The 24,011-nt window shown below is 58.3% G+C and carries 25 protein-coding genes; 17 read left to right on the top strand and 8 right to left on the bottom strand.

Annotated features, from left to right (window positions below; all coding sequences use genetic code 11):
• The 6 genes from ACM6JM_RS06425 to ACM6JM_RS06400 all read left to right on the top strand — a co-directional run.
• Window positions 1-462: hypothetical protein (locus tag ACM6JM_RS06425; protein ID WP_414881494.1), on the top strand; the 462-nt coding region annotated here is incomplete at its 5' end.
• 297 nt (window positions 463-759) lie between these two features.
• Window positions 760-1,185 (top strand): HEAT repeat domain-containing protein, encoded by a 426-nt coding sequence (locus tag ACM6JM_RS06420; protein ID WP_414881493.1) that lies wholly within the window; start codon window positions 760-762, stop codon window positions 1,183-1,185.
• A gap of 152 nt (window positions 1,186-1,337) precedes the next feature.
• On the top strand, window positions 1,338-1,652 hold the full coding sequence (locus ACM6JM_RS06415) for a barstar family protein (RefSeq protein ID WP_414881492.1): 315 nt from the start codon (window positions 1,338-1,340) through the stop codon (window positions 1,650-1,652).
• 112 nt (window positions 1,653-1,764) lie between these two features.
• Complete coding sequence (locus tag ACM6JM_RS06410; RefSeq protein WP_414881491.1) at window positions 1,765-2,139, top strand: hypothetical protein; 375 nt, start codon at window positions 1,765-1,767, stop codon at window positions 2,137-2,139.
• A 176-nt stretch (window positions 2,140-2,315) separates the two neighbouring features.
• The gene (locus tag ACM6JM_RS06405) at window positions 2,316-2,489 is read left to right on the top strand and encodes a hypothetical protein (RefSeq protein ID WP_414881490.1); all 174 of its coding nucleotides are present in this window, start codon (window positions 2,316-2,318) and stop codon (window positions 2,487-2,489) included.
• A 372-nt stretch (window positions 2,490-2,861) separates the two neighbouring features.
• Window positions 2,862-3,275 carry a hypothetical protein gene (locus ACM6JM_RS06400; protein ID WP_414881489.1) on the top strand — a complete coding sequence of 138 codons (414 nt, stop codon included), beginning with the start codon at window positions 2,862-2,864 and terminating at the stop codon, window positions 3,273-3,275.
• Window positions 3,276-3,292: 17 nt separating this feature from the next.
• Here the strand turns inward: ACM6JM_RS06400 and ACM6JM_RS06395 are convergent, their stop codons facing one another.
• A complete protein-coding gene (locus ACM6JM_RS06395; RefSeq protein WP_074687762.1) occupies window positions 3,293-4,111 on the bottom strand; it encodes a VanW family protein in 819 nt (272 codons plus the stop codon).
• Window positions 4,112-4,355: 244 nt separating this feature from the next.
• Between ACM6JM_RS06395 and ACM6JM_RS06390 the strand changes: the two genes are divergently transcribed.
• Entirely contained in the window at window positions 4,356-5,177 is an 822-nt protein-coding gene (locus ACM6JM_RS06390) for a glycosyltransferase family 2 protein (protein ID WP_414881488.1), read from the top strand.
• A 325-nt stretch (window positions 5,178-5,502) separates the two neighbouring features.
• Here the strand turns inward: ACM6JM_RS06390 and ACM6JM_RS06385 are convergent, their stop codons facing one another.
• The 7 genes from ACM6JM_RS06385 to ACM6JM_RS06355 form a co-directional block, all read right to left on the bottom strand.
• Window positions 5,503-6,087, bottom strand: a complete 585-nt coding sequence (locus ACM6JM_RS06385) for a hypothetical protein (protein WP_039767783.1) — start codon at window positions 6,085-6,087, stop codon at window positions 5,503-5,505.
• A gap of 83 nt (window positions 6,088-6,170) precedes the next feature.
• Window positions 6,171-6,350, bottom strand: coding sequence for a hypothetical protein (locus ACM6JM_RS06380; protein ID WP_039767781.1), 180 nt, complete (start codon window positions 6,348-6,350; stop codon window positions 6,171-6,173).
• Window positions 6,351-6,361: 11 nt separating this feature from the next.
• Window positions 6,362-6,604, bottom strand: coding sequence for a hypothetical protein (locus tag ACM6JM_RS06375; RefSeq protein ID WP_074687761.1), 243 nt, complete (start codon window positions 6,602-6,604; stop codon window positions 6,362-6,364).
• An 87-nt stretch (window positions 6,605-6,691) separates the two neighbouring features.
• Window positions 6,692-7,759, bottom strand: a complete 1,068-nt coding sequence (locus tag ACM6JM_RS06370; RefSeq protein WP_085613467.1) for a lipocalin-like domain-containing protein — start codon at window positions 7,757-7,759, stop codon at window positions 6,692-6,694.
• Entirely contained in the window at window positions 7,749-10,220 is a 2,472-nt protein-coding gene (locus ACM6JM_RS06365; RefSeq protein WP_414881487.1) for an FtsX-like permease family protein, read from the bottom strand. Before ACM6JM_RS06365 ends, ACM6JM_RS06370 begins: the two co-directional genes overlap by 11 nt.
• Complete coding sequence (locus ACM6JM_RS06360; RefSeq protein WP_414881486.1) at window positions 10,217-10,870, bottom strand: ABC transporter ATP-binding protein; 654 nt, start codon at window positions 10,868-10,870, stop codon at window positions 10,217-10,219. The genes ACM6JM_RS06365 and ACM6JM_RS06360 overlap by 4 nt, the downstream gene beginning before the upstream one ends.
• Window positions 10,871-10,920: 50 nt before the next feature.
• A complete protein-coding gene (locus ACM6JM_RS06355; RefSeq protein WP_039767772.1) occupies window positions 10,921-12,618 on the bottom strand; it encodes a sulfatase-like hydrolase/transferase in 1,698 nt (565 codons plus the stop codon).
• A 382-nt stretch (window positions 12,619-13,000) separates the two neighbouring features.
• Here ACM6JM_RS06355 and ACM6JM_RS06350 point away from each other — a divergent pair, with 382 nt between their 5' ends.
• From ACM6JM_RS06350 to ACM6JM_RS06305, 10 genes are read left to right on the top strand one after another with little or no spacing between them, the layout of a single operon-like run.
• Window positions 13,001-14,353, top strand: a complete 1,353-nt coding sequence (locus tag ACM6JM_RS06350; protein WP_103387247.1) for a UDP-glucose dehydrogenase family protein — start codon at window positions 13,001-13,003, stop codon at window positions 14,351-14,353.
• Window positions 14,350-15,387 carry an NAD-dependent epimerase gene (locus ACM6JM_RS06345; RefSeq protein ID WP_074687755.1) on the top strand — a complete coding sequence of 346 codons (1,038 nt, stop codon included), beginning with the start codon at window positions 14,350-14,352 and terminating at the stop codon, window positions 15,385-15,387. The genes ACM6JM_RS06350 and ACM6JM_RS06345 overlap by 4 nt, the downstream gene beginning before the upstream one ends.
• An 18-nt stretch (window positions 15,388-15,405) precedes the next feature.
• On the top strand, window positions 15,406-16,152 hold the full coding sequence (locus tag ACM6JM_RS06340) for a sugar transferase (RefSeq protein WP_039767766.1): 747 nt from the start codon (window positions 15,406-15,408) through the stop codon (window positions 16,150-16,152).
• On the top strand, window positions 16,152-16,799 hold the full coding sequence (locus ACM6JM_RS06335; RefSeq protein WP_039767764.1) for a CpsD/CapB family tyrosine-protein kinase: 648 nt from the start codon (window positions 16,152-16,154) through the stop codon (window positions 16,797-16,799). The genes ACM6JM_RS06340 and ACM6JM_RS06335 overlap by 1 nt, the downstream gene beginning before the upstream one ends.
• A gap of 21 nt (window positions 16,800-16,820) precedes the next feature.
• Window positions 16,821-17,846 carry a polysaccharide biosynthesis/export family protein gene (locus ACM6JM_RS06330; protein ID WP_064378938.1) on the top strand — a complete coding sequence of 342 codons (1,026 nt, stop codon included), beginning with the start codon at window positions 16,821-16,823 and terminating at the stop codon, window positions 17,844-17,846.
• A 17-nt stretch (window positions 17,847-17,863) separates the two neighbouring features.
• Window positions 17,864-19,456 (top strand): GumC family protein, encoded by a 1,593-nt coding sequence (locus ACM6JM_RS06325; RefSeq protein WP_074687754.1) that lies wholly within the window; start codon window positions 17,864-17,866, stop codon window positions 19,454-19,456.
• 35 nt (window positions 19,457-19,491) lie between these two features.
• Window positions 19,492-20,544: a glycosyltransferase family 4 protein gene (locus tag ACM6JM_RS06320; RefSeq protein ID WP_414881495.1), complete on the top strand. Its 1,053-nt coding sequence runs from the start codon at window positions 19,492-19,494 to the stop codon at window positions 20,542-20,544.
• Window positions 20,541-21,911, top strand: coding sequence for an O-antigen ligase family protein (locus tag ACM6JM_RS06315; protein ID WP_414881485.1), 1,371 nt, complete (start codon window positions 20,541-20,543; stop codon window positions 21,909-21,911). The genes ACM6JM_RS06320 and ACM6JM_RS06315 overlap by 4 nt, the downstream gene beginning before the upstream one ends.
• Window positions 21,908-22,876, top strand: a complete 969-nt coding sequence (locus ACM6JM_RS06310) for a glycosyltransferase (RefSeq protein ID WP_414881484.1) — start codon at window positions 21,908-21,910, stop codon at window positions 22,874-22,876. Before ACM6JM_RS06315 ends, ACM6JM_RS06310 begins: the two co-directional genes overlap by 4 nt.
• Window positions 22,869-24,005, top strand: a complete 1,137-nt coding sequence (locus tag ACM6JM_RS06305) for a glycosyltransferase (RefSeq protein ID WP_414881483.1) — start codon at window positions 22,869-22,871, stop codon at window positions 24,003-24,005. Before ACM6JM_RS06310 ends, ACM6JM_RS06305 begins: the two co-directional genes overlap by 8 nt.
• Window positions 24,006-24,011: the final 6 nt, after the last annotated feature.

Below are 24,011 nucleotides of genomic sequence, written 5' to 3'. Positions count from 1 at the left end.
ATATCTGTCCCCTTTTCACTAAAAAGATGGAAAAGTCATCCGAATTTATTGGCCGAATCCGTTCGATGGGCAAAAATGACAGCGCAAAAATATATCCCACGAAGTGTATGGTATGGGCTTGACGGGACAGGCTACGACAACATTGCGCAAGAGCTAAAATCCGATGAACCATCATTAAGAAAATGGATTTCAGTTTATGCCATTTACAAGTACTCCTTCACCAACGACCCAAACCAATATTACGAATTCATCCACCATTCAAAAAGCTTCCGATACGCGATTGTAATATTTACAATTCCTACCGAAACACTTGAAACAAGCGACGGCATAGATGACGGCGATATTACTATCGAAAAAATAGAAACCATGAACTCCGAGGATGAGATCAACGCTCTACTTGAAAAACTCGATATCGATCCAGAGCTTTTCACTACACCATGGTGCTGTGAATATCCGCTATAACCACAAAATCGAAAAAAGAAAAAGCAAGAAATCCAAAGTGAAATCCAAAGGGGACAGATTTATTATTTGAAGAAAATAAATCTGCCCCCTTTTCAACCATACCTTCGCACCTAAGAGTTGGAGTGACGCAAAAATACTGAAAGTTACTGATGAAGTAGCAGCAGAGCCTGGAAAAATCTTAAGAAATGAACCTGGAGCTCTCGTCACCGAACACACAAAAATTGTTGATGGCGTTGAATGGTAGGTTATCAAAGAAAACGGCGCAGTTACTCCATCATACCCAACAGGAGCGACTCCATGAGAAACTTTGAAAAAGATGAGATTTATGAAAAATTTTGTGCCTGGATTGGTGATTCAGAAGATTCAAATTGGACAGAATACACCACGGAGATTGTTGCAAAAACAGTCCTGATAGATTTTACAAAACAACAATGGGACCGCTTAACAACAGAGATACTTTCCAAGCCAGAATATTGGCAACAACGTTGCGCGGTCTCATTGGGTGAGGACCGTACTGAACGCTCAATAGAAATACTGAAACTTTTACTTTCCGAATCGAATTACAAAGATGTAAAAACAATTGCAATATACGAACTCGACTGGGCAGAAGCCCCTATAGAAAAAAAGTATGTGCCTTTTATCAAAGAGGTTATAAAAAACACCCCCCATGAAGAAATCGAACCTGAACTCAATAACTTGCTGACCAAAGCCGAATCAACCTAACAACAATTTAAAGGGGACAGATTTATTTTCCGTTAAAAAACATAAACCCGTCCCCTTTTTTCACTAAGAACAAGACTAATTCATTCAAACGATGGACTTCTTTATACAACCAGCGACCACTACGAAACCGTTAGCTCTATTGGAACCTGAAAGTGAGTCTTAAAATGATAATTGTACTTGATGGCTTAACCATTTCATCAGAGCAAGAGTTCCATAAAAAAATAGCCATTGCTTTTGCGGTGACAGATTTTTATGGGAACAATCTCAACGCCTTATGGGACCTACTCAGCACCGACGTGGAGCGCCCAGTAAATTTAATATGGAAAAACTCTGAATACTCTCAAAAAAACATGGGAGATTCGTACAATAAAATAATTAGTATTTTTGAACGTACAAAGCAACAGGATGTGAATTTCGGATGGGAGGAAAAATTTAACTATTATCTAGAGCAACCACTAGAAAGCTAAAAGGGACTATCAAAACCACAAAACAACGTGGATAGATTCATTTTTTACTGAAAAAAATAAATCTGCCCCTGTCCCCTGTCCCCTTTTCCGCATTTCAAAACCAACAGGCAAAATGAAAATTTTTCTCAGCATTGAACACCTGAAAAACTACAATTTCCCTAGTACATTCATAGAATTCGCGACTACGGAACCTGAACCGGACATTGAACCTTGGTGGTTACTAATATATCAAGAGGGAAAAATAAATTACTGGCACAACACGCTAAAAAACCTTTACCCAAACCGCACTCTAGTTCCTTTCGCCAAATTCAATGCGAATGATGATATTGCTTGCTTTGACGGCGATGATTTATCCGGCAATCCAAAAGTGCTAATAATACATGCATATGCTTCAGAGGGATGGGAGCTTCACGGAGAACATCCTGACTTTAGCGCGTGGCTAAAAATAGCCATTGAGACCCATGCGGAATGGAATGAAGAAGATTAAAAGCATCCACATCCAACATCTCATCCAACCAAAGATGGGGACAGATTTATTTTTCGTTAAAGAAAACAAATCTGTCCCCTTTTCACTCCTAGCCCCCTTTTCACTCATTGTTAATATTTATTAAACAAGGAGCATTAATTGAAAACAATATCAGCCCCCCCCTTAACGCACTTGCAATGCAACGCCTAGACATTGACGAAGCTCAACCAGGTGATTTAGCTGAACTAATATTGACGAATGATCAATACGCCGACCTCTCCAATTCTGGAGTATTTGAAAAAATCAATAAAATTTTGGGAACGCTAATTGACGAATACGAAGATGAATCCATCAAGGGGCAAAAAATCTAGCAACCACGCTTGCATTCTTTAGCGACGCGTTTAATAGTAGCCATCTTGAAGTATTTAACGACATAGTAAAGCTCAACAAGATAGCAATTGAAAAAGAAACTGGAATATTTTTTTATTTTTAACCAACGCACCAATCAAGTACGATAACAGAGGAAACCCGTTAAAAAATTCTGAGATATTCCTAGGGGAATTCAAAACAAAAAAACAAGATGGAATTTATTAAAAAAAACGAAGATTTTATGCTTGAAGCATAACAAACCAAAATTTATTTTTCGCTGAAGAAAATAAATCCCCCCCTTTTCAACACCTTTCATACATTATGTTCTTGAAGACAATCCCACCACATTCCTCAGAGCTTGGAGATTCCATCAAATGAAGGTCGTATGTATATTAAATAACCTCAATCAAGCACCAAATCCAGAAACCGTCTCAAGATTAAAAAAACACATATCACTTCCTGATGGCGAATTAGACCTGCAAATAGGAAAAGAATACATTGTCTACGGAATAGAATTTCGGGATAACCAACCTTGGTACTATCTGTGTTCAGAAACCCATGATGAATATCCCATCCCTGTCGCAGCTGACTTTTTCGAAATTGTCGATAGCAGACTTTCGCGCCATTGGAAACTTTGCTTTCTCGCCTTAAAATCAAAGCCGGAAAGCAAGTTGGTTTTCGCTGAGTGGGCTTCAGATATTCATTTTTATGAAAACCTTATTAATGGCGATAAACAAGCCACCGCTATATTTTCCAAATACAGAAAACTCATGGAGGCAGAAGAATAGTAATTCCATAACCATGATTACTTCGTATCGATCAACGCGTCCAAAACCTCATACTTAACCACCACCCGATTCCCATACAACCGCTCCCTCTCCACCAACGCCCCCACCTGCCCCTTCTCCCTCACCTCCCGCCAAATCTCATTCTCTCGATACACGCGCTCCCCCTCCCGCACAAACCGATGCCCCACTTCAAACACGTGATACCGATAAGCCCGCTCCCGATCACACAACAACTCCCCCTCCAACTGCGTCTCCCCCACCTTCAACTTCAGCTGAAAGCTGCGATCCGTCGGGTTGTGCAGTACCAGGTCGATGTAGTTGTAGAAGATTGCCGCGCCGGAGCCGAATGGCAGGACGCGGCCGTCGTCCGGGAAGGGGTCGAAGCTGTGGTTGGCGCGTTCGATGACGACCAGCGGTGAGTGAATGGCCATCCAGTGGATAAGGTTGCTGAGTTGGCAGATGCCGCCGCCGATGCCGGTGCGGGCTTCGCCGAATGAGAGTTCCATGCCTTCGACGTAGCCGCGTTGGCGGGTCGGGCGGCCGACGAGGCGGCAGAAGGAGAAATATTCGCCGGGGGCGATGGTGACGCCGTCGATGGCGGCGACGGCGAGTTTGAGGTTGATGACTTTGTTGTGTTGCAGCGCGAGGTCGGAGTCGCCGAGTTTGCGGATCAGTTTTGAGGTATGTTTGAGATAGCGGTAAGGCAAGCGCTCGGACGTCGTGGCAGGCCGTGCGTAGCGTTTGCTCGAGCAGTGCCAGGCGATGTGGCGGAACAGTCTTTTTTGCCACACGCGCAGCCAGTAAAGGGCCGGGTGGTAGAGGGAAAGTGGTTTCATCCTTGGCGAACGGCGCGGGCCGTTGTCTTCCTTGAGCTTGAAAGGGCGGCGCATCTTACCGTGTAACCGCGCTTGGTCGCCAAGCACCTCGCCGTCGTCGCAAGCGGTAACAAGTCGCCCGGCCCGGGCGCTCGGAAATTAAGCTTGAACTAAGGTTGCGTCCCTACCATCCGGGCCACAAAGCAGCGGTTCTGTGTGCTGATTGCCGTCAGCAGAACCCTTCAACTTGAAGTGAGCCCGGACCATGAGTGCGATCGATTCCACCTCTAAACAACTGCCCGCCTTCAGTCTTGTATTGGTCAATTACAAGACGCCGGAAATAACCCGGATGTGCCTGGAGTTTCTCCAGCAGTATGTCAAGGAGCATCAAATTCCGGTGTGGGTGGTGGACAACGATTCCGCCGATGAAAGCCTGATTTACTTGCGGTCCCTGGACTGGATCAACTTGATCGAGCGCCCTTCTCCCGGCAAGGAAGCGGGGCATATTGCTCATGGCAAGGCACTTGATCTGGCACTTGCGAAAGTTGAAACCGATTACCTGTTTTTGCTGCACACCGACACTTTCGTTTTTGACAGTACTGTCTTTTCGATGATGATGAATGAGTGCATGCAATCTTTGGATACCGCGGCGGTAGGTTGCGTCGAACAATTGGATCGCGGCGTCCTTAGAGACACCTGGCGTTTGTCTTCGCGTTATTTCAAACACTATTTCCGCCGGGCAAAACAGCATTTCGGGTTGCCGTCCCGAGATCCAAAACCCTACCGGGAAACTCACCTGAAAAGCTTCTGCACCTTGTGGAATGCACGGCTGATCAAGGCTCACGGGCTGCATTTTTCGATGGACGACCGGGTCCCGGGATACACGCTGCAGGATCGTTTAAGCAACCTTGGCTACGGCATCAAATGCCTCTCGCCGCGGACGATCTTCCGCTACCTGGATCACATCCAGGCCGGCACCGTGGCCGCGATCGGTGGATACGGCACACAGCACCGCCGCACCACCATGTATCAGGAAACGCTCAAGCGCCTTCAGTTACAACAGGGTATGCGACCCGCCAAATCGTAAGACAATAAAAAAGGGCGACTTCAAAGTCGCCCTTTTTGCATCTGAATTCTTTGGCCTCCACTCCGAGGAGGTGTTCGCCCAGTGTAATGGCCTGGCAATCCATGCACCGGTAAAGAGCCCTGACACTGGGCGAACGCGAAGGATTTTAATGGAAATTGGCGGATATGTCGTCCTGCTTCAACATGAAATTTATGTACTGAAAAGTTAAAGAAAATATTCGTCGATATTTCCCGACAAACTTTCTGACATCACCACCTCGAATACTTCATATGACTGTTCTCATACAATTACTTGTACAAGAACAGCCATTCTGTAGAGTCAATACTCAACTTTCATGCTGACTGGTCACTTTTAATACATCGGTGTAAGTGACCACGACGCTTTGCCCGACTTTCAAATCTTTCAGTTTGGCCTGAATCTCAGGCTTTTCGACGTTGAGGGTTTTCGACTGGCCCGACGGGTTTTCCAGGGTCACCTGGTTTGTCGCCAAATCAATTTTGGTGATTTTCAACTGGACCTGAACCTGGCGGAAAGCCTCGCCACCGGGGTTGCTGCTGCCCACGGCGTTGCGCAGTTCACCGGTGCGCTCGGTAGAGCCTGGCAGACCTTTATCCACGTCGGTGTCCAGATAAGCGGCGACCGAACGTGTCACCTCGATCTGGACCAGATCCCCCACCTTGAGATTTCCGAGGTTTTTCGCCTTGTCGCTGAGCTGAATGTGCACCTGGCGACCTTCCGCGCCTTCCAGGACCACTTGATGATTGGCCGGGTCAACCGCCAGCACTTTGGTGGTGACCCTGTCGGCCTCGACAGCGGCCGACAGCGGGATATCGGCGGCCATCGCCGAAAGGCTGGCCGTAGAAAGGACGGTGGCAAGTGCTATGGCGTGCGTCAGTGCTTGGAGCTTCATAAGCGATACATTCCCTGTGATGGATGGCAGCACCCATCGCCGACGTGGTCAGCGACGGATGTGCCACTGAGCATAGACGCCCTTCAGGGTTTGTTCCGCGATCGTTGCGCAGTGTCCTGCGCGGTGGACTCGCCACTGGCGGTGCCTTTCCCGGAGCTCTGTCGCTGTTTGGGATCGGTGGGACGCAGTGCGTCGTTGTCGCGCTCGGTTTCACCCGGCGGACGAGGTTCGTCGGGGTGCTCGTTATCAGGGACAGTGTTCATGTCGGGCCTCCTCAGGCTTCGGGGTCGTCGAGTTCCCGCGCGACGTTCATGGCGGGCGAGTCCTTGTGCAGGTCATCGGCCTTGGCTCTGAGAATCTGCCACTGCTCAAGATCGATGGCACCTTGGCCGAGCAAATCGTCAGCAATGCGCTGCAGATCGAAGTAATGGGCATCCGGGGATTGTTGCCAGTACGTCTGATCGTCAAACATTTGCTGCCAGGTCGTCAGGTCTGGAGATTTCAGTTCCTCGCTCATGGATCGGATCCTCGGCCATGTTCCTCGGTAGAGGGGGCATCCTGGACAGAGTTCCAATCGATTCCTTCGCAGGCACGGTACGTGGAATCAGTACCCGGTCATTTCCAGATAGCCCTGCCCGCCCCGATTGCCGCTCAGGCGCACCGGCCCTTCCCAATACGGAATGCGCAGGTTCATCCAGGCGTCGGGGTTGATTGCATCGAGGGTGATCTGCAGATTCCTCGTCGGGATCTCAATCGACCAACGCACCGGCATCGAACGGCCGGCGACCTTCGCAGTGCCTTGCGGGGTCAGCTTGATCTGCTCGGCGTGCAGGGTTTCGGTCTGGCCATCGGCGGCAATCCACGTGCCGGTCAGGTAGGGCGCCCCTTCCTTCTGGCGCATGCGGTACAGCATGACGTGTTCGCCGCCGTCCAGATGCAGGGAGAACCAGTCCCACCCTGTCTGGTTGGCGGTCAGCGGCTGGCTGCTCCATTCGCGGTCGAGCCAGGCCGGGCCGTTGACGGTATAGGTCTGGCCGTCGATCTGCAGGGTGCCGCTGGCCTGGAAAAACGGCTGGCTGTAGTAATACGACGCCTGGCCCTGTTCGGATTTCTGGCTGAAGCCCTTGTCGCCCTGCAACACCAGCGGGCGGCTGGAGGTCAGGCGCAGCTGGTAGCTGAAGTTCTTGTCCCGGGCGCTGAGTTGCAGGTCGGCCAGCGGATCGCTCGCCTGACTGACGAAACGCCAGTCATCGATCCAAGCCTCGAACGGCGCCGCACGCACCCCGGCCTGCCCGACGCCGCCACGAGCGTAGCGCTCGGCGGCGTGGTGGACGCTGGCCGAGGTCACCGCTGCATGCCCGAGCCAGATCGTCTGGTTGGCCCAGCCCGGCTGCTGCGGCGAGGCGTTCAGGGCGCTGCGAAACAACGTCCACTGCACGCCGAAATCGTTGCCCTGCGCGTCCTTGAGATTGGCCGTCACGTACCACCATTCGATGCGAAAGCCGTCATGGGCGCCGTGATCCGCCGGGAAGCTGAACACCCGCCCCGGCACCACCGGTGTAAACGCCTGCGCCTGAGCGCCCATGCCGGCGAAACCCTTCTGCTCCGCTGTGGGGTTGTCGCAACCACCGAGCAACAACGCCAAAAACACCAGCGCAAACCTAGTCCTCATGGGCAAACGTCCTCAGCAAGTCCGCCGGTTGCGTGCGGTACAGCGAATACAGCGGCCACGCCGAGGCCAGCAAGGTCGCCAGCAGCGCCAGCCCCATCAGTTGCAGCAACTGCCATGGAAACACCCGCAGCGGCAGACGCCAGCCAAAGGCCTGCACGTTGATCACCGCGTCCAGACACCACGCCAGACCGATGCCCAACGGCAAGGCCAGCACCAGCGTCAGCAGCGCCAACAGCCACGTTTGCCCGAGATTGAGAAGCATCAGCTGCCGCCGCGTCACACCCAGCGCCCACAACGGTGCGAGCTGGCCGAGGCGGCTCTGGCTCTGGGTCAGCAGGCTGATGAACAGCGCCACGCCGGCGACGGCCAACGTCAGGCTGTTCAGCGCGGCGGTCGCGGCGAAGGTGCGTTCGAAGACTTGCACCGACCAGCCCTTGAGTCGCGCCTGATCGACGATCCGGCTGTCATCGAGTTGGAAGCGTGCCTGCAAGGCCCTGAGCAGCGCTGGGATGTTCGACGGGTCGATGCGCAGGTTGAAGCGGTTTGGCGTCAGCTGCGGCCAGCCGCGCAACAGGTGGTTGCTGTTGACCAGCACATGGCCCTTGGGATTGCCGTAGTCGGCGTAAATCCCGACGATGCGCGGCGACCACGACCCGCCCGGCGTGGGAATCGACAAGTGATCGCCCGGCGTCACCTTCAAGCGCCGCGCCAGTTGTTCGCTGAGCATCACCGCATCGTCCTTGGCCAGCGCCGCCCACGGGTCGTCTCCTCGAGATTCGAGCAACGGCCAGTGCTGGCGATAGTGCGGATGATCGATGATCCCGAACACGTCCGCCGGCCAGCCTTGCAGCGACACCGAAACCTGCCAGTTGGGCATGATCGCGGTGACGCTCGGTTGCTGTTTGAGCCAGGTGTACAGCTCTCGCGCCTGAGCCGGGTTGCTCGGATTCAGATAAAGCTCGGCGGTGAGCCGTTGTTCGAGCCAGTCGTTGAAGGTCTGGCGGAAACCGGCGGTCATGCTGCCGGCGCCGATGTTCGCCGCCATCGCCAGCAGCAGCGCCATCAAGGCCAGGCTCAGCGCCGGCAATTGCTGGCGGCAGTCGGCGAGAAACCACTGCCCGAGCACCGAGCGGCTGCGCCCGAGCAAACCGTTGAGCAACGCACTGAGCAACACCGGCAACGCCAGCGCGGCGCCGAGCAACAGCCCCGCCATCAACACAAAACCGCTGGCGAGACTGTTGCCCCACACCAGCGCCGCCAAGGCAATCGCCGCACACACGCCGGCCACCCAACCCTGACGCCGCAACCAGCGTGCATGTTGCTGATGCCAGGCCTGCGGATCCGCCACCGCCAGCAACGGCAGACGCGCCGCCCGCAGCAGGCTATTGGCCCCGGCCAGCAGCGCGCCGAGCAGACTCAAGCCGATGCCGCTGAACCACCACCACGGACTCAGACGCAACTGCCCCGCCACTTCCGCGCCGTACAGACCGCGCAGGCTGGCGGCGACATCCGGCAACAGCACGCTCGCCAGCCAGTAACCGCTGACCACGCCGAACAGCCCGCCGATCAACGCCAACGCGCCGAGCTCGACGATCAGGCAAGCGATCAACATTCGCGCGCTGACACCACAGGCCCTCAGAGTACGCAGCAATCCCCGGCGCTGCTCCAGCGCCAGACCGATGGCCGCGTGGACGATGAACAAACCGACAATGAACGAGAGAAACCCGAGGGCATCGAGGTTGAGGTGGAAGCTTTCGGTCAATCGCGCAAGGTTGTTTTCCTCGCCACTGCTCTTGAGCTGCAACTGGCCTTTGAACGCGGCCGGGACGTCGGCGTGAAAATCCTTCGGCAGCAGCAGACGCGACAGTTGATCAGGTTGTTCGAGCACGCGCTGAGCGACGCCGATGTCCACCAACAGCACCCCGGGGGCCATGTCGGTTTGCGCTCGCAGCGGCGGCAGCGTCTGGCCGGGTTCGGTGGTTGGCGTCGCGCCCTCGGCGAGGTTCAGCGCCCGCAAGGTTTCGGGAGAAATCCAGGTGCTGCCCGGCGGGGTGAAGAATTCGACAATGCGCTCGATCGGCATCGCCTGCCCGGCCACCGCGCTGTCACCGGGTAAAGACACCGGCTCGATGCCCATCAATTGCAGGCGCTGGTTTTCGTGATTTTTAAGAATCAGGCGCCCTTGCAGCACCGGTGACACCGGCCAGCCCAGACGCCGCAGATCGACGAACCATTGCTGCGGAAAGGTCGCGCCGTTCGGCGTGCTGAGGCTGGCCTGGGGCTCGCCGCCGATCATTTGGCTGGCCCGCGCGTAACTGTCCCGCGCCTGACTGTTGAGCGCCTCGACACCGGTCAACAGACTGGTGGCCAGCCACAGCCCGGTCAGCACGCTGAAAAACTGCACCGGATGGCGCCGCCAGTGACTGAGCAGCGCCATCAGCGCGTGACGAAAAACCTTCACGTCAAACAACCGCTGGACAGCACCACGCGCTCCGCCAGCCGCGCCGCCACGCGCTGACTGTGGGTGACCATCAGCAAGGTGGTGGGTGTGTCGTCGAGCAATTCCAGCAACAGTCGCAGCACTTCGTCGCTGGTGGCTTCGTCGAGACTGCCGGTGGGCTCGTCGGCCAGCAGCAGTTTCGGTTGCGCGGCCAGCGCCCGACCGAGCGCAACTCGCTGTTGCTGGCCGCCGGAGAGTTGTTCGGGATAGCGCTTGAGTAATTCGCTCAGCCCCAGACGCTGCACCAGATGCTGCTGCCAGCGCGGGTCATGCCGCCCGGCCAGCCGCGCCTGAAACGCCAGGTTGTCCTCGATCCGCAGGCTGCCGATCAGGTTGTACTGTTGGAACACCAGACCGATTTCGGTGCGCCGCCAGTTGGCCAGTTGCGCCTCGTTCATCCGGTCCAGCCGATGTTCGCCGCTGCGGATGCTGCCGCTGTCGACTTTGTCGAGCCCGGCGATCAGGTGCAGCAGCGTGCTCTTGCCGCTGCCCGACTCGCCCATCAGCGCCAGACTGCTGCCGGGCCTGAGCGTCAGGTCGACGCCTTGCAGCACCGGCAACGGGCCTTGCGGGGTGAGGTAGCTTTTGAAGACGTTTTGAACCTGGAGCATGCCGCCATCCGATCGATCCGTGTCGGCCAAGGATAGCGGATACCGACGCGTTACTGACCCACCGCCACACTCGTCGGCGCTTCACCCGGCGTGACGATGCTGTTCAGGTCGATGTGCTTCCACTCGGGTTTGGCCCCCAGCCGCGCGTTGAAGCGGTAGTTGAAGGTGAATTCATCCGCCGTCGCCACGCTCAGCGGTTTGCCGTATACCGCTTCGATTCCCGGCAGGTCGTAGCCCATCAACTGCAACAGGGTCGGGAAGATGTTGTAGTGACTGGAGCGATCCTTGTTCGCCGCCAGTTGCGCCGACCAGTCGAGAGTCTGCAACTGATCGCCCTGAATCACTACCAGCGGCACCAGCCCTTCTTCCTCCACCGGGTCGCCGCCGCAGTGAGTGTTGAGCCCGGGATTGCCGCGTTCGTGCAAATCCTGGCCGTGGTCGGAGGTGTAGATCAGCAGCGCGTTGTTCAGATTGGCCTGGGCAAACACCCGCGAGAAGAACTCACCGACATTCCACAGCACCGTGTTTTTGTAGGCATTGCGATACAGCACCCAGTCATCCGGCTGGCCGTTGAAGCCGGTGCGTTCACCGGTGTCGGCCACTTCCGTGAACTGCCCGCGGGGCAAGGTCGGGCGGTAGGCCATGAAGGCGTCCGGGTATTTGTCGTGTACCGGAAAATGCGCGCCGACCTTGTTGATCAGCACCAGCTGCGGTTTACCGTCGTTGAGCAGTTCGATCAGCTTGGCGGCGGCAGCCATGTCGCGGTCGCGCACGCTGGTCTGGTCGAATTGCACGAATTCGTCGATGTCCTTTTTCTCGGCATCGTTCATCAGGTTCTGCAGGTTGCCGCCGGTGCGCTGAGCGTCGATGTAGACCGTGCGCAGGCCGGCCTTTTTCGCGTACTGCCAGATCGACGGCAGCGTGCTGTTGATCCGCATGTAGTCGGCGCGGGTGCCGCCGTAGCGCAGGGTGATGTTGGTGTCGGCGCTGCAATTGGCGATGGACGCCGCGTAGCCGTAGTTGAAGATCTCGACGCCGGGACGGGCCTGCTTGAGGTTGCTGTGCACGCCGAACGGCGCGTTGATGTCCAGGTAATTGCCGGAAATGCTCTCGTCGATGATCAGCACGATGTCGTGGCCGACCGCAGGACCATTGCGCGCCAGGGTCACCGGCTCACGCGGGCCGACGGTGTTGTGCAGCGCTTCGTAGCCGAACAGGTTCAGATAGGCCAGCGGCGTGTACATGATCGGCAACCCGCGCGCGCCCTCGCCGGCCCGCACGAACAACACGGCGCTGAGCAGCAATACACCGCACAACGGCGCAGCGATCCGCAAGGCGTTGGGCACCGGGATCGTGTGCCGGGGCTTGAGACCGATCCCGAACAACAGCAACAACCCGTTGAGCAGCCCGTGGATGATCGCCCCCCGGTACTGATACGCCGCTTCCTGGATGAAGCCGCCGGAGTACACCAGTGAGACAAAACTGCTGTAGGTCAGGTAATCGGCGGTGACCCTCGTGTAAACATCGAAGAACACCGCCGAAACAAACAGGGTTAATGCGAACAAATGCCGAATGAAAGTCTGACGTATATAGGCTGTCAGTAATAATGCGAAAGTCAGCGTCAAAAACATCGCGCCAAAAAGAAGTACTGCCAAACCAATACCCATCGCATTTAAACGGTCAAGGTAATATTCGGAATAAAGCAATAGATAAATAATTAAAAGCAGTTCTTTCAGATATCGAAACATGGCAATTCCGGAGTGCGTCCGACGAGAGGTTGTCAAGGGTTTGTCGGTCAAAATCTGACACTAGCACCGGGCCATTAAAGCGCAAGAAATGTCGGACATAATCAAAAAGCGTCAAAAAAACGTTGACTCAAATCTGACACACCCAAGTCGTTAAAACCCTTGTAATACGTGGCCTACGACCGTTTATCGTTTTCTTCGAACACGTCAAGAACGGGACAAATCCAGCTACAGCAAGCACTTGATGGCCTTTCGCCCCCAAAAATGGGGGTGTTATACCCTTGCAACATGTCATTTTGCTGACACGCTTTTCCCACGCTGCGCTATACCCCTTTTGACAGTTCCATTTTCAATCTTCCATCACCGTCTTACGAGGCACGCCAATATGGACGTGAGCGTATTTGGTACGGGCTATGTTGGCCTGATACAAGCAGCCGCACTTGCCGATGTCGGACATCGCGTATTGTGCGTCGATATTGACCCGAACAAGATTAAACAACTGCAACAGGCGGTACCGCCTATTAGCGAACCGGGTCTTTCGGCAACTTTGGAAGAAAACATCAAGGCCGGGCGTTTATTGTTCAGCACCCAGGCCAGCGATGCGGTGGAACACGCCGAACTGATCTTCATCGCCGTGGGTACGCCGGCCGACGAAGACGGCTCCGCCGACCTCAGCCATGTGCTCAACGTGGCGCGGCAGATCGCAAGCTTCATGGAAGACGATCGCACGTTGATCATCAAATCCACGGTGCCGGTCGGCACGGCCGATCAGGTGCTGCACACCGCCGAAGAAGAACTGCAACGGCGCGGCAAAAGCGCTCTGGCAGTGCGGGTGGTGTCCAACCCGGAATTTCTCAAAGAAGGCAGCGCCCTCGCCGACTGCATGCGGCCGGACCGGATCATCGTCGGCACTCGCGACGACCTGGCCCGCGAGCAGATGAGCGAGCTGTACGCGCCGTTCTGCCGCAACCACGAAAAACTGATGTTCATGGACAACCGCAGCGCCGAGCTGACCAAGTACGCGGCCAACGCGATGCTCGCCACCCGCATCAGCTTCATGAACGAACTGGCCAACCTCACCGAACTGCTCGGCGCCGACATCGAAGCGGTGCGCAAGGGCATCGGCTCCGACCCGCGCATCGGCTATCACTTCATCTACCCGGGCTGCGGCTTCGGTGGCTCGTGCTTTCCCAAGGACCTGCGCGCCCTGCTGCACACCGCCGAACACAACGGCATGCCATTGAAACTGCTGCGCAGCGTCACCGACGTCAATGACGCGCAACGGCACATTCTGTTCAGCAAACTCAGGGTGCAATTCCCTCAAGGCCTGGCCGGCAAGTCCATCGCGATCTGGGGCCTGGCGTTCAAGCCGAACACCGATGACATGCGCGAAGCCCCGAGCCGTTATCTGATGGAGGCGCTGTGGGCCGAAGGCGCCAGCGTGCAGGCCTACGATCCGGAAGCGATGTCCGAGTGCCGGCGCATTTACGGTTACCGCAATGACCTGCACCTGTGCGCCACCCGCGACGACACCCTCGAGGATGCCGACGCACTGGTGATCTGCACCGAATGGAAGAATTTCCGCGTGGTGGATTTCGAGCTGCTGGCCAGCAAGCTGCGTTCCAAAGTCATCATCGACGGACGCAACCTCTACAACCCGGAACAAGTGGCGGCCGCCGGCCTGCACTACAGCGGCATCGGTCTGCGCCACATCGCGCCTGACGGGTTGCGGCCATGAAAATCCTCGTCACCGGTGCGGCCGGGTTCATTGGTGCTCATTGCGTGCTGCGGCTGGTGCGCGACGGGCATCAGGTGATCGGCCTGGACAATTTCAACGGCTACTACGATCCCCAGCTCAAGCACGATCGGGTGGACTGGGTGCGCAAGCAAATTGGAGATTTCCAGCTTGCCACGATTGATCTGGCCGACGCGTCGGCGCTGCAAGCACTGTTCAGCAGTGAACGACCACAAGTGGTGGTGCACCTCGCGGCGCAGGCCGGGGTGCGCTATTCGCTGGAAAATCCACGGGCCTATCTGCACAGCAACCTCGATGGTTTCCTCAACATCCTGGAATGCTGCCGCCAGTACCCGGTCGAGCACCTTATCTACGCCTCGTCCAGTTCGGTGTACGGCGCCAACCAGCGCACACCGTATTCGGTGCAGGACGGCGTCAATCACCCGCTGTCGCTGTACGCCGCGACCAAGAAAGCCAATGAATTGATGGCCCACAGCTACAGCCATCTGTTCGGCATCGCTTGCACCGGGCTGCGCTTTTTCACGGTCTACGGGCCGTGGGGCCGGCCGGACATGTCGCCGATCCAGTTCGCCAAGGCCATCAGCGAAGGCTCGCCGCTGAAGCTGTTCAACTACGGCGAGCATCAGCGCGATTTCACCTACATCGACGACATCATCGAAAGCATCGCACGCCTGATCGAGCGGGCACCCCGGGCCAATCCCGAGTGGAACCGCGAACAACCCGACCCGGCCAGCAGCATGGCGCCGTGGCGCTTGTTCAACATCGGCGGCCAGCACCCGGTGGCGCTGAAAACCTACCTCGCCCTGCTGGAAAAACACCTCGGCCAGAAAGCCGTGGTCGATCTGCTGCCGCTGCAACCGGGCGACGTACTCAATACCTGCGCCGAGGCCAGCGACCTGGCCCAGGCCACCGGGTTTCAGCCCCGGATAGAGCTGGATGAGGGACTGGGGCGGTTTGTCGCCTGGTTCCGCGATTACTACCCCACTGCCTATCGCCCACGCGCCGTTCGCGGCTGAACATCAGCGGAGGACTCCATGACTGGACTTGAGAAAGGTATACCGATCCAACAACTGGTGCGTGACAAACGCATGGATCCGGAACAGCGAATGCGCCTCGACGCGGCAATCCACCGCCAGGGCCAGGGCTGGATGACCGGTCGAGAAGGTGGCCGGCCGTGGCAACTGTCGCGCACCAATCGGGTGGTCGCCTGTCTCGGCGCCCTGATGATTCTGCTGATGATTTCGCCGCTGCTGATCGGTCTGGCGCTGGCCATCAAGTTCACCAGCAAAGGCCCGGTAATGTTCGTGCAGAAACGCACCGGCTATCGCGGCCGCAAGTTCGGCATGTACAAGTTCCGGACCATGGTCGCCAACGCCGAAGAGCTCAAGGAGTCGTTGCGCCACCTGAACAAGCACGGTGCCGACGCCATCGACTTCAAGATCGACCAGGACCCGCGCATCACCGGGATCGGCGGCTTCCTGCGGCGCACCAGCCTCGACGAGCTTCCCAACCTCATCAATGTAGTGACCGGCGACATGCGCCTGGTCGGCCCTCGTCCGACCTCGTTCAACACCTACCGCTACAAGGACAGTCACCTCGCGCGTCTGGCGATCTACCCCGGCATGACCGGCCTGTGGCAGATCTCCGGACGCAGCAATATCGACTTCGACCAGCGCGTTGAGTTGGACCTCAGCTATATCGCCGAGCAGAGCCTACTGCTTGATCTGAAGATTCTGTTGAAAACCCCCTTCAAAGTATTCAGCGGCCACGGAGCAAGCTAATGGACGGTTCAACCAACAAAAGCCTGAGCATCGCCAGCCCCAGCGAGTCGAACCTGACCTCGACCGTGCTGGACCTGGATCTGCGGATCCTGTTCCTGACCGCCGCCAACCCCGGCGCCGGCACCACCACCAGCGCCCTGGCCATGGCCAGTCAACTGGCGCAGATGAGCAGCGGCCAGGTGCTGTACGTCGACGCCAGCCAGTCGGCGAGCAACCTGACCCAGCAACTGAACCTGAGCAAGGAGCGCGGCCTGCGCGACCTGTTGTTCAACCCGGACAACCCGCCGCTGTTGCAAGACTGCGTGGTGCAGGTGTCGAGCCTGCCATTCCACGTGCTGCCCAACGGCCGGCCGATCCGCACCCTGGAACACCTGACCGCCGAGCGTCTGAGCCCGTTGCTCGATCAACTGGGCAGCCAGTACCGCTTTGTGGTGATCGACGGCGACGCGGTGTATTCGGCGGCCGACACGCTGGTCATCAGCACCCAGGTCGACGGCGTGGTGTTCGTGGTACGCGCCGAAGACACTCGCTGGGAAGTTGCCCAGGCGGCGGTCCAGCGGTTGACCCAGGCCGGGGCGAAAGTGGTCGGCAGCGTGTTCAACCGACGCAAGTACTACATGCCTAAATGGCTCTACAAAAACCTGTAAGCAACCGCAAAGGATGACGCCATGAACGCCAGGATTCTTGTGCTGCTGATGCTGCCGCTTGCAGGCTGCTCGAGCACCTCCGAAACCCAGAACATGCCGGTGAATATTCTCACCGCCACCCCGGCCAACGCCCAGGCCACCGACATGCCGAAGGTCGAGCAGACCCTGCGCCCGCAGGATGTGCTGGACGTGATCTTCCACATCAGCACCAGCGGCTCGGACGCTTATCGCGTGCAGTCGGGGGACCAGATCGGCCTTAACTTCACCGCTGCCAGCCAGCTCAATGGCAACCAGTTGGTGCTGCCGGACGGCACCATCGAACTGCCGGGCGCCAACACCTCGGTGAAAATCGCCGGGCTGACCAGTGAAGAAGCGCGCCAGGAAATCCAGCGCGCCTATCAACGCAAACAGTTGTTCCAGCCCAACCGCAATCAGTTGACAGTGCAGATCATCAGCCCGCTGACCAACGAGCAGAACCTGAAAAGCGCCCTCAACCACCCGGCCACCGGCATGAGCCGCGAGATCACCGTCGGCACCGACGGCTACGCGAGCTTCCCGGAAATCGGCGCGGTGCCGCTGCAAGGCATGACCGTCAACCAGCTCGAAGCCTTCCTCAACAAAAAGTACGCGCAACTGCCGGGCCGCATGACCGTGGACGTGCTGCTCAAGTCCACCGCCGGCAACGAAATCTATGTGCTGGGTGAAGTCGGCCAGCCGGGTTCCTACCCGATTCGCCGGCCGGTGTCGGTGCTTGAGGCGCTGACCCTGGCGCGCGGCACCAACGTCAAAGCGCGGCTCGATTCGGTGGTGATCATGCGCCGCAACGGCAATCAGGTGCAGGCCGTGCGCTACGACGTCGAGAAAGCATTGTCGGGCGAGGCGCCGCAAATCGCCTACCTGCAACCGGATGACATGCTGTACGTGCCGAAAACCAAACTGGCCAGCGCCGGCGAACTCGCCCGGCAACTGGCCGACGTGGTGCTGTTCCAGGGTGTGGGCTTCAGCTTCGGCTACCGCGTCGACAACAAAGACAGCAACAACAACTGACTCTCAGGTGACCGATCATGAATCCAAAGGAAAATTACCTGCATGAGTTCTTCAGGATCTTCTTCGCCAACAAGCAACTGGTGAAACGGGTCTTCCTGATCTTTGCAGTGATCGCGCTGGTGCTGCCGCTGCTGCTCAAGCAGACCTTCGATATCACCGCTCAGGTGATCGTGCAGTCGAAAAAACTTTCACAGGGCGACGCCACCACGTCGCTCACTGTGGACAACGCCACCTTCATCCCGCCGTCGCTGGCGGACATGGAAACCGAGAGCAACATCCTGCGTTCGCCGGCGCTGATCCGTCAGACCATCAGCGAACTGCGCGACAAGGGCGAATACACCCCGTCGCCCGGGATGTTCAACAAGCTGGTGAGCGAGCCGTTCAAGCGCTACATCAGTTCGCCGCTGCGCCAGTACGTGATCAACCCCGTGCGCAACACCCTGGGGCTTGAGACCGATCCGGTGCGCGACACCGCGCTCGATGCGCTGACCCAGGATGCGATAGACAGCCTGAAAATCGAGACCCTGCCTGGCTCCAACGTGATCTCGATCATCTACAGCTTCCCCGATCCGCATCAAGGCACGACCTTCGTCTCTGCCCTGTTGCAAAACTATCTGGTGAGCCGTCAGGCGCTGCAATCGATCGACCTGCCGCAATCGTTCTACGAAACCAAGAAACACCTGTATCAGGTGAGTCTCGATGGATTGGAAGGCAATCGCCAGGCGTTGCTGGAAAGTGTCGGTGCGTCGGATCCGAAGGAGGAAATCACCTTCCGCCTCAACGCGATCAACACCGAAGAGCAGGCGCTGAACCTGTATCGCGACCGCCTGCTGCAAAGCCAGCGCTGGCTCGAGTACCTGAAGACCGCGCTGGCCGCCGCCAGTAACAGCAAACTTAACGACTACACCTTCCCCTACACCTTCACCACCACGGTCGACAACGTGGCGTTCGAGGACCGGGAAATCAAACAGATGGGCGAGCAACTGACCACCCAGGTCAGCCGCTACATGAACGATCTGGCGGTGTTCCAGCCCAGCAGTGAACCGATGTTGCTGACCCGCGAGCAGATTGCCCGCACTCGCCAGCAGTTCCTCAAGGTGGTGAGCAACCGTATCCAGGAACGCACCAACGATCTGGCGGTGGTCCAGCAGGTGATCGATCAGAAAACCGCGCGCATCGCTGAGTTCAAGAACCGTATCCGCGAGCTGCAGCAAACCCAGAGCAAGCTGCGGCAGATGGATACCGAGATCGATGCCCTGCACGCCGCGTTCTCGACCTACGCCCAACGTTTTGCCGAAAGCAGCACCACCCGCTCGCTGAGCGATGACCTGTCCAACGCCCGGGTGTTGAGCCCGCCGTTCGAGCCGACCGAAGCGGCGTTTCCCAAACCGATGCTGATCATTCCGTTCGGGTTGTTCACCGGTCTGTTGCTGGCGATTGCACTGGTCTACGTGCGTGAGTTCTTCGATCACCGCTTCAAACATCCGGCGCAAATCAGCCACGAGCTGGGCCTGCCGGTGCTGCTGGTGATCAACGACCAGAACGCGCAACCGAGCAACCCGCACAAGAACTGGACCGTGCCGAGCTTCGTGCACTGGGTACGCAATTGAACACGTCCGCCACCCCGAACGCCGCCCTGCCGATCATGCATTTGCTCAGCAGCGGTGGCTTCTATGGGGCCGAGCGGATGTTGCTCGATCATTGCCTGGCGACGCCGGGGCAGCACCAGGTGCTGTTCCTCGATGCGCCGCCGGAATTGATCGCGCGCTTTCGCGAGGCCGGCGTCGATGCAAAAGGCTGCGCAGGGCTCGGTGCCCTGTTGCGGCACTTGCGTCAGCGGCGCGGTGAACGGCCATTGATCAACACCCACAATTTCAAAGGCCTGTTGTTCGGCTGGGTCGGCGCCACGCTGTTGCGCCTGCCGCTGGTGATCACTCAACACGGCTTCACCCCGCGCAGCCGCAAGCAGAAGTTCTACACCTGGCTGAGCCTGCAACTGTGCCGCACGGCGTCGGTGGATCGGGTGGTGTGTGTCGCCGAAAGCATCGCGGTGTTGCACCGTCAGGCCAGCGTACGCGCGGAGAAATTGCAGGTGATCCCCAACGGATTGCCGGCAGCGGCCGCCCTGCCTTGCGATGCGCCAGGACCACGCTGGCTCGCCGGTTACGTCGGGCGTTTGAGCAGTGAGAAAGGCCCGGATCTGTTTCTCGACGCGCTGATCCCGCTGTGTCATCAGCACCCGCAACTCGACGCGGTGATGCTCGGCGACGGCCCGGAACGCGAAGACTTGCAGGCAAGGATCGACGCCGCCGGATTGCAGCAGCGCATCCGCCTGCCGGGTTACCAGACCGACATGCGCCCCTGGTGGCAACAACTCGATGCGCTGGTGATCAGCTCGCGCACCGAAGGCACGCCGATGATTCTGCTGGAAGCGATGCAGGCCGGGGTGCCGGTGGTGGCGTTCGGCGTCGGCGGGATTCCCGACGTGCTGGAGCATCGCCACAACGGTTTGCTTGCGGCCCCCACCGACAGCGCCGCCCTCGCCCGCCAGCTCGACACGTTGCTGTCCGAGCCTGGCCTCGCGCGGCAACTGCGCGACAACGCAAAACGCACGCAACAGGACCGCTACGACCTCAAGGCCCTGGCCGAACGCTGGTCGCAGCTGTACATCCGCACGGCACGGGAGGCACGCGCATGATTTTCCCACTCTCGATCGTCAGTCTGCTGGGTCTGGCCTGCATCGCTCTGCTGGCCAGCCCCTGGCCCTATCTGGCGCCGGGCGCAGTCATCGGCCTGGTCGGATTCGCAGTGCTTTACCGCAAACCGACCTGGGGCCTGCTCGGCATCGTCGCCCTGGTGCCGTTCGAGGGTTTCTTCAAGGACAGTTCACTGTCGGGCAGCAAACTGATCGGCGCTTCGCTGGCGGTGATCCTGATGCTGCAACTGGCGATGCACCAGATTCCCTCGGATCGCCTGCGCAGCAATATCTGGCGTTTTCTGATCGCCTTCATGGTTCTGTACTTTCTGAGCCTGCTCAACACCGATGACATGGGCATGTCGCTCGGTCATCTGCGGGAAATCAGCGTCGGCCTGATTCTGTTTGTCATCACCCTGCTGATCGGCCGCGAGCTGAACCTCGACCTGTTCGCCCGGCTGGTGACCCTGGCCGTCAGCACGACCTGCGCCATGGCCATGTTCTCCAGCAAATTCCAGGATCAGGGCCGCGCCGCCGGCCTGCTCGAAGACCCCAACGCCTTCGCCCTGCTCATCGCCTTCGCCATTCCGCTGGGGCTATTGCTTGTCATCCGCAGCCCGAACCTGTTGCATCGTCTGTTCTGGGGCGGTTGCTGCCTGCTGTTGCTCGGCGGCATGACCAAGACCGAATCGCGCTCCGGGCTGGTGGTGCTGGCCTTGAGTCTGGTGATCGGTTGCTGGCACTACCGCGCGCAACTGGCACGGATTCGTCCGCGTCACCTCGGCTTTGCCATGCTCGGTGCGGCGATCGTGATTCCGCTGGCGATCTACGCAATGCCCGCCGGTTACATCGCGCGCATCCAGTCCCTCAGCGTATTGAGCGCAGGCGCCAAAGGGCACAACGATGAATCCCTCGGCCGCCGCGCCTCGTACATCGTGGTCGGTGGCCAGATGATCCGCGAGAACCCGCTGCTCGGCTCCGGCCCCGGCACTTTCCCGCTGCACTACGCCACCACCGGTTACGCCAAGGCGTTTTCCGCCAACCGCAAGATCGGCGACCTGTATCGCCGGGCGCATAACACCTACCTGGAAATCTTCAGTGAGCTGGGGGTTCCTGCCGGCCTGATGTTCGTCGGCATGCTCGCGCTGGGTCTGTACAACCTGATGCGGGCGCGCAAGGCGTGGATGTTGCGGCATGACTGGCAACAGGCGGATCTGATGACCCATCTGGGGGTGAGTTTTCTGTCGCTGACGCTGTTCCTGATGTTCCTCAGCGCGCCGAACCAGAAATACGTGTGGATCATGCTCGCCATGACCAGCGTTCTGCGCCTCAAAGCCGAGCAGGCACCGCTGACGGAGAGCAGGACATGAGCCGGATCAGTATCGTCATTCCGATGTACAACGAGGCCCGACACATTGGCCGCACCTTGCTGGCCGCGCAAAAAGCGGCGCACGCGGCGAATGTCGAGTGTGAACTGATTGTCGTCGACAATGGATCGAGTGACGAAGGGCCGCAGATCGCCCGGCAGTTCGGCGCCCACGTACTGGTGATGCCAGGCCTGCTGATCGGCGCGTTGCGCAATCGTGGCACCGCCATCGCCACCGGGGAATGGCTGGCGTTCATCGATGCCGACATCGAAATGCCGGAAGACTGGCTGCGCCCATTGTTCGACATCGAAGCCAGTGGCCAGGCCGATGTCTTCGGTCTCGACCTGCACACCCCCGCCGCCGCGCCGTGGTACGCCACTGCCTGGCAGCGCCGCACCTTACGCCCGACCACACATACCAGCCATGTCGTCGACTGGCTGCCCAGTGCCAACCTGTTGATGCGCAAGCGCTGGTTCGACAAGGTCGGCGGTTTCAACGAAACCCTGCGCACCGGCGAAGACAAGGAATTCACCCTGCGCCTGCGCGAGCACGGCGCCCGACTGCTGTCGATCAATGAGAACGTCGCGCTGCACTGGGGTTACGAAATGAACTGGCGCGAGTGGATGGGCAAGGAACTGTGGCGCCAGGGCAGTCACCTGCAACTGCTGCGCAGCCATGGTTTCAGCCTGCGCCTGTTGCGGTTTCCGATGCTGTCGATCTTCGTCTGGGTTCTGGATTTCCTGGCGATCTCCGCGCTGCTCGACGGCTTTCCCCATCACGCCGCGATCATGGTGATGCTGACGCTGGTGCCGGGGCTGGTGCTCAGCGTGCGTCAGAGCGCCAAGCACCACAACGTCTGCCTGACCCTGCAACTGTGGGGCCTGCACTGGCTGCGCCTGCACCTGGCGGGCGCCGCGTTCATTCTCAGTCTGTGTCATTGGAACGCCAGGAGGCCTGCCCGTGGCTGAATTCATTTTCTGGATGTGCCTGCTGCTGCCGGCCTACGCCTATGTCGGCTACCCGCTGCTGCTGACACTGCTCGCTCCGCTGTTTCCGGCGTGGCGCCATAGCCCGGCACCGCCGCTGAACGTCAGCATCGTCATCGCCGCCCATAACGAGGCGCGGCACATCGAACACAAGCTGCGCTCGCTGCTGTCCCAGGATTATCAGCCGGCGACCCTGCAAATCATCCTGGCCAGCGACGGTTCCACTGACGACACCGTGGCTTGTGCACGCAAGGTCGTCGACCCGCGAATCACCGTGCTCGACCTGCCCCGCCAGGGCAAGGCCGCCACGCTGAATGCCGGTACGGCTTTGGCCACGGGCGACATTCTGGTGTTCACCGACGCTGACAACCAATGGTCGCGGGAAACCCTCGGCTACCTGCTGGCGCCCCTGAGCGATCCGCAGGTCGGCGCCTGCGCCGGGCACATGGTGATTCCGGTCACCGGCGGCGGCTTGAGCGTCGGCGACAGCCTTTATCGGCACTACGAGGGCTGGTTGCGCCGGGTCGAGAACCGTACCGGCTGCATGGTCTCCGCCGACGGCGCGCTGCTGGCCTTGCGCCGGGAACTGTTCGAGAACGTGCCGGCGGAGGTCAACGACGACTTCTTCATCAGCACCTGCGCACCGGTCAAATTCAAACGCATCGTCTACGTGCCCGAAGCGCAAGTGATCGACCACGGCGTGGACGAAGCCGACAAGCAATTCCGCCGGCGCCAGCGGGTCACCGTCGGCGGCCTGCAAAGCCTGGCGCAACGCAGCGAGCTGCTCAATCCGTTCAAGCACGGGCTGTATTCGATTGCGTTGATCAGCCACAAGTTGATTCGCCGTCTGGCGCCGATCCTGTTGCTGCCGCTGCTGCTGAGCAATTTCTGGCTGTGGCAAGAGCACGGTTTCTATCGCCTGAGCCTGATCGCGCAAGTGGTCGGCTATGCCATCGCGATTGCCGGCCTGCTGGATTCGCAACACCGCTTGCCCAAGCCGTTCCGCCTTGCGGCATTCCTGCTGGTGACACTGGCGGGCATGAGCATCGGCCTGTGGCAGTTCCTGCGCGGCCAGCGTTATGCCCAATGGAACCCTGACCAAAACCGTTGAGAGGGA

This window comes from Pseudomonas sp. IT-P2 (assembly GCF_949767575.1).
In the GTDB taxonomy this organism is placed as follows: domain Bacteria; phylum Pseudomonadota; class Gammaproteobacteria; order Pseudomonadales; family Pseudomonadaceae; genus Aquipseudomonas; species Aquipseudomonas pharyngis.
The sequence above is the reverse complement of the archived record's forward strand: the minus strand, read 5'-3'. Positions and strand labels throughout refer to the sequence as shown.

What these genes read in the sequence shown, in the direction of transcription:
- ACM6JM_RS06420 (WP_414881493.1), top strand. Translation starts at nt 760, where the DNA reads ATGAGAAACTTTGAAAAAGATGAGATTTATGAAAAATTTTGTGCCTGG.
- ACM6JM_RS06410 (WP_414881491.1), top strand. Translation starts at nt 1,765, where the DNA reads ATGAAAATTTTTCTCAGCATTGAACACCTGAAAAACTACAATTTCCCT.
- ACM6JM_RS06405 (WP_414881490.1), top strand. Translation starts at nt 2,316, where the DNA reads ATGCAACGCCTAGACATTGACGAAGCTCAACCAGGTGATTTAGCTGAA.
- ACM6JM_RS06400 (WP_414881489.1), top strand. Translation starts at nt 2,862, where the DNA reads ATGAAGGTCGTATGTATATTAAATAACCTCAATCAAGCACCAAATCCA.
- ACM6JM_RS06395 (WP_074687762.1), bottom strand. Translation starts at nt 4,111, where the DNA reads ATGAAACCACTTTCCCTCTACCACCCGGCCCTTTACTGGCTGCGCGTG.
- ACM6JM_RS06390 (WP_414881488.1), top strand. Translation starts at nt 4,356, where the DNA reads ATGAGTGCGATCGATTCCACCTCTAAACAACTGCCCGCCTTCAGTCTT.
- ACM6JM_RS06385 (WP_039767783.1), bottom strand. Translation starts at nt 6,087, where the DNA reads ATGAAGCTCCAAGCACTGACGCACGCCATAGCACTTGCCACCGTCCTT.
- ACM6JM_RS06380 (WP_039767781.1), bottom strand. Translation starts at nt 6,350, where the DNA reads ATGAACACTGTCCCTGATAACGAGCACCCCGACGAACCTCGTCCGCCG.
- ACM6JM_RS06375 (WP_074687761.1), bottom strand. Translation starts at nt 6,604, where the DNA reads ATGAGCGAGGAACTGAAATCTCCAGACCTGACGACCTGGCAGCAAATG.
- ACM6JM_RS06370 (WP_085613467.1), bottom strand. Translation starts at nt 7,759, where the DNA reads ATGAGGACTAGGTTTGCGCTGGTGTTTTTGGCGTTGTTGCTCGGTGGT.
- ACM6JM_RS06360 (WP_414881486.1), bottom strand. Translation starts at nt 10,870, where the DNA reads ATGCTCCAGGTTCAAAACGTCTTCAAAAGCTACCTCACCCCGCAAGGC.
- ACM6JM_RS06355 (WP_039767772.1), bottom strand. Translation starts at nt 12,618, where the DNA reads ATGTTTCGATATCTGAAAGAACTGCTTTTAATTATTTATCTATTGCTT.
- ACM6JM_RS06350 (WP_103387247.1), top strand. Translation starts at nt 13,001, where the DNA reads ATGGACGTGAGCGTATTTGGTACGGGCTATGTTGGCCTGATACAAGCA.
- ACM6JM_RS06345 (WP_074687755.1), top strand. Translation starts at nt 14,350, where the DNA reads ATGAAAATCCTCGTCACCGGTGCGGCCGGGTTCATTGGTGCTCATTGC.
- ACM6JM_RS06340 (WP_039767766.1), top strand. Translation starts at nt 15,406, where the DNA reads ATGACTGGACTTGAGAAAGGTATACCGATCCAACAACTGGTGCGTGAC.
- ACM6JM_RS06335 (WP_039767764.1), top strand. Translation starts at nt 16,152, where the DNA reads ATGGACGGTTCAACCAACAAAAGCCTGAGCATCGCCAGCCCCAGCGAG.
- ACM6JM_RS06330 (WP_064378938.1), top strand. Translation starts at nt 16,821, where the DNA reads ATGAACGCCAGGATTCTTGTGCTGCTGATGCTGCCGCTTGCAGGCTGC.
- ACM6JM_RS06325 (WP_074687754.1), top strand. Translation starts at nt 17,864, where the DNA reads ATGAATCCAAAGGAAAATTACCTGCATGAGTTCTTCAGGATCTTCTTC.
- ACM6JM_RS06320 (WP_414881495.1), top strand. Translation starts at nt 19,492, where the DNA reads ATGCATTTGCTCAGCAGCGGTGGCTTCTATGGGGCCGAGCGGATGTTG.
- ACM6JM_RS06315 (WP_414881485.1), top strand. Translation starts at nt 20,541, where the DNA reads ATGATTTTCCCACTCTCGATCGTCAGTCTGCTGGGTCTGGCCTGCATC.
- ACM6JM_RS06310 (WP_414881484.1), top strand. Translation starts at nt 21,908, where the DNA reads ATGAGCCGGATCAGTATCGTCATTCCGATGTACAACGAGGCCCGACAC.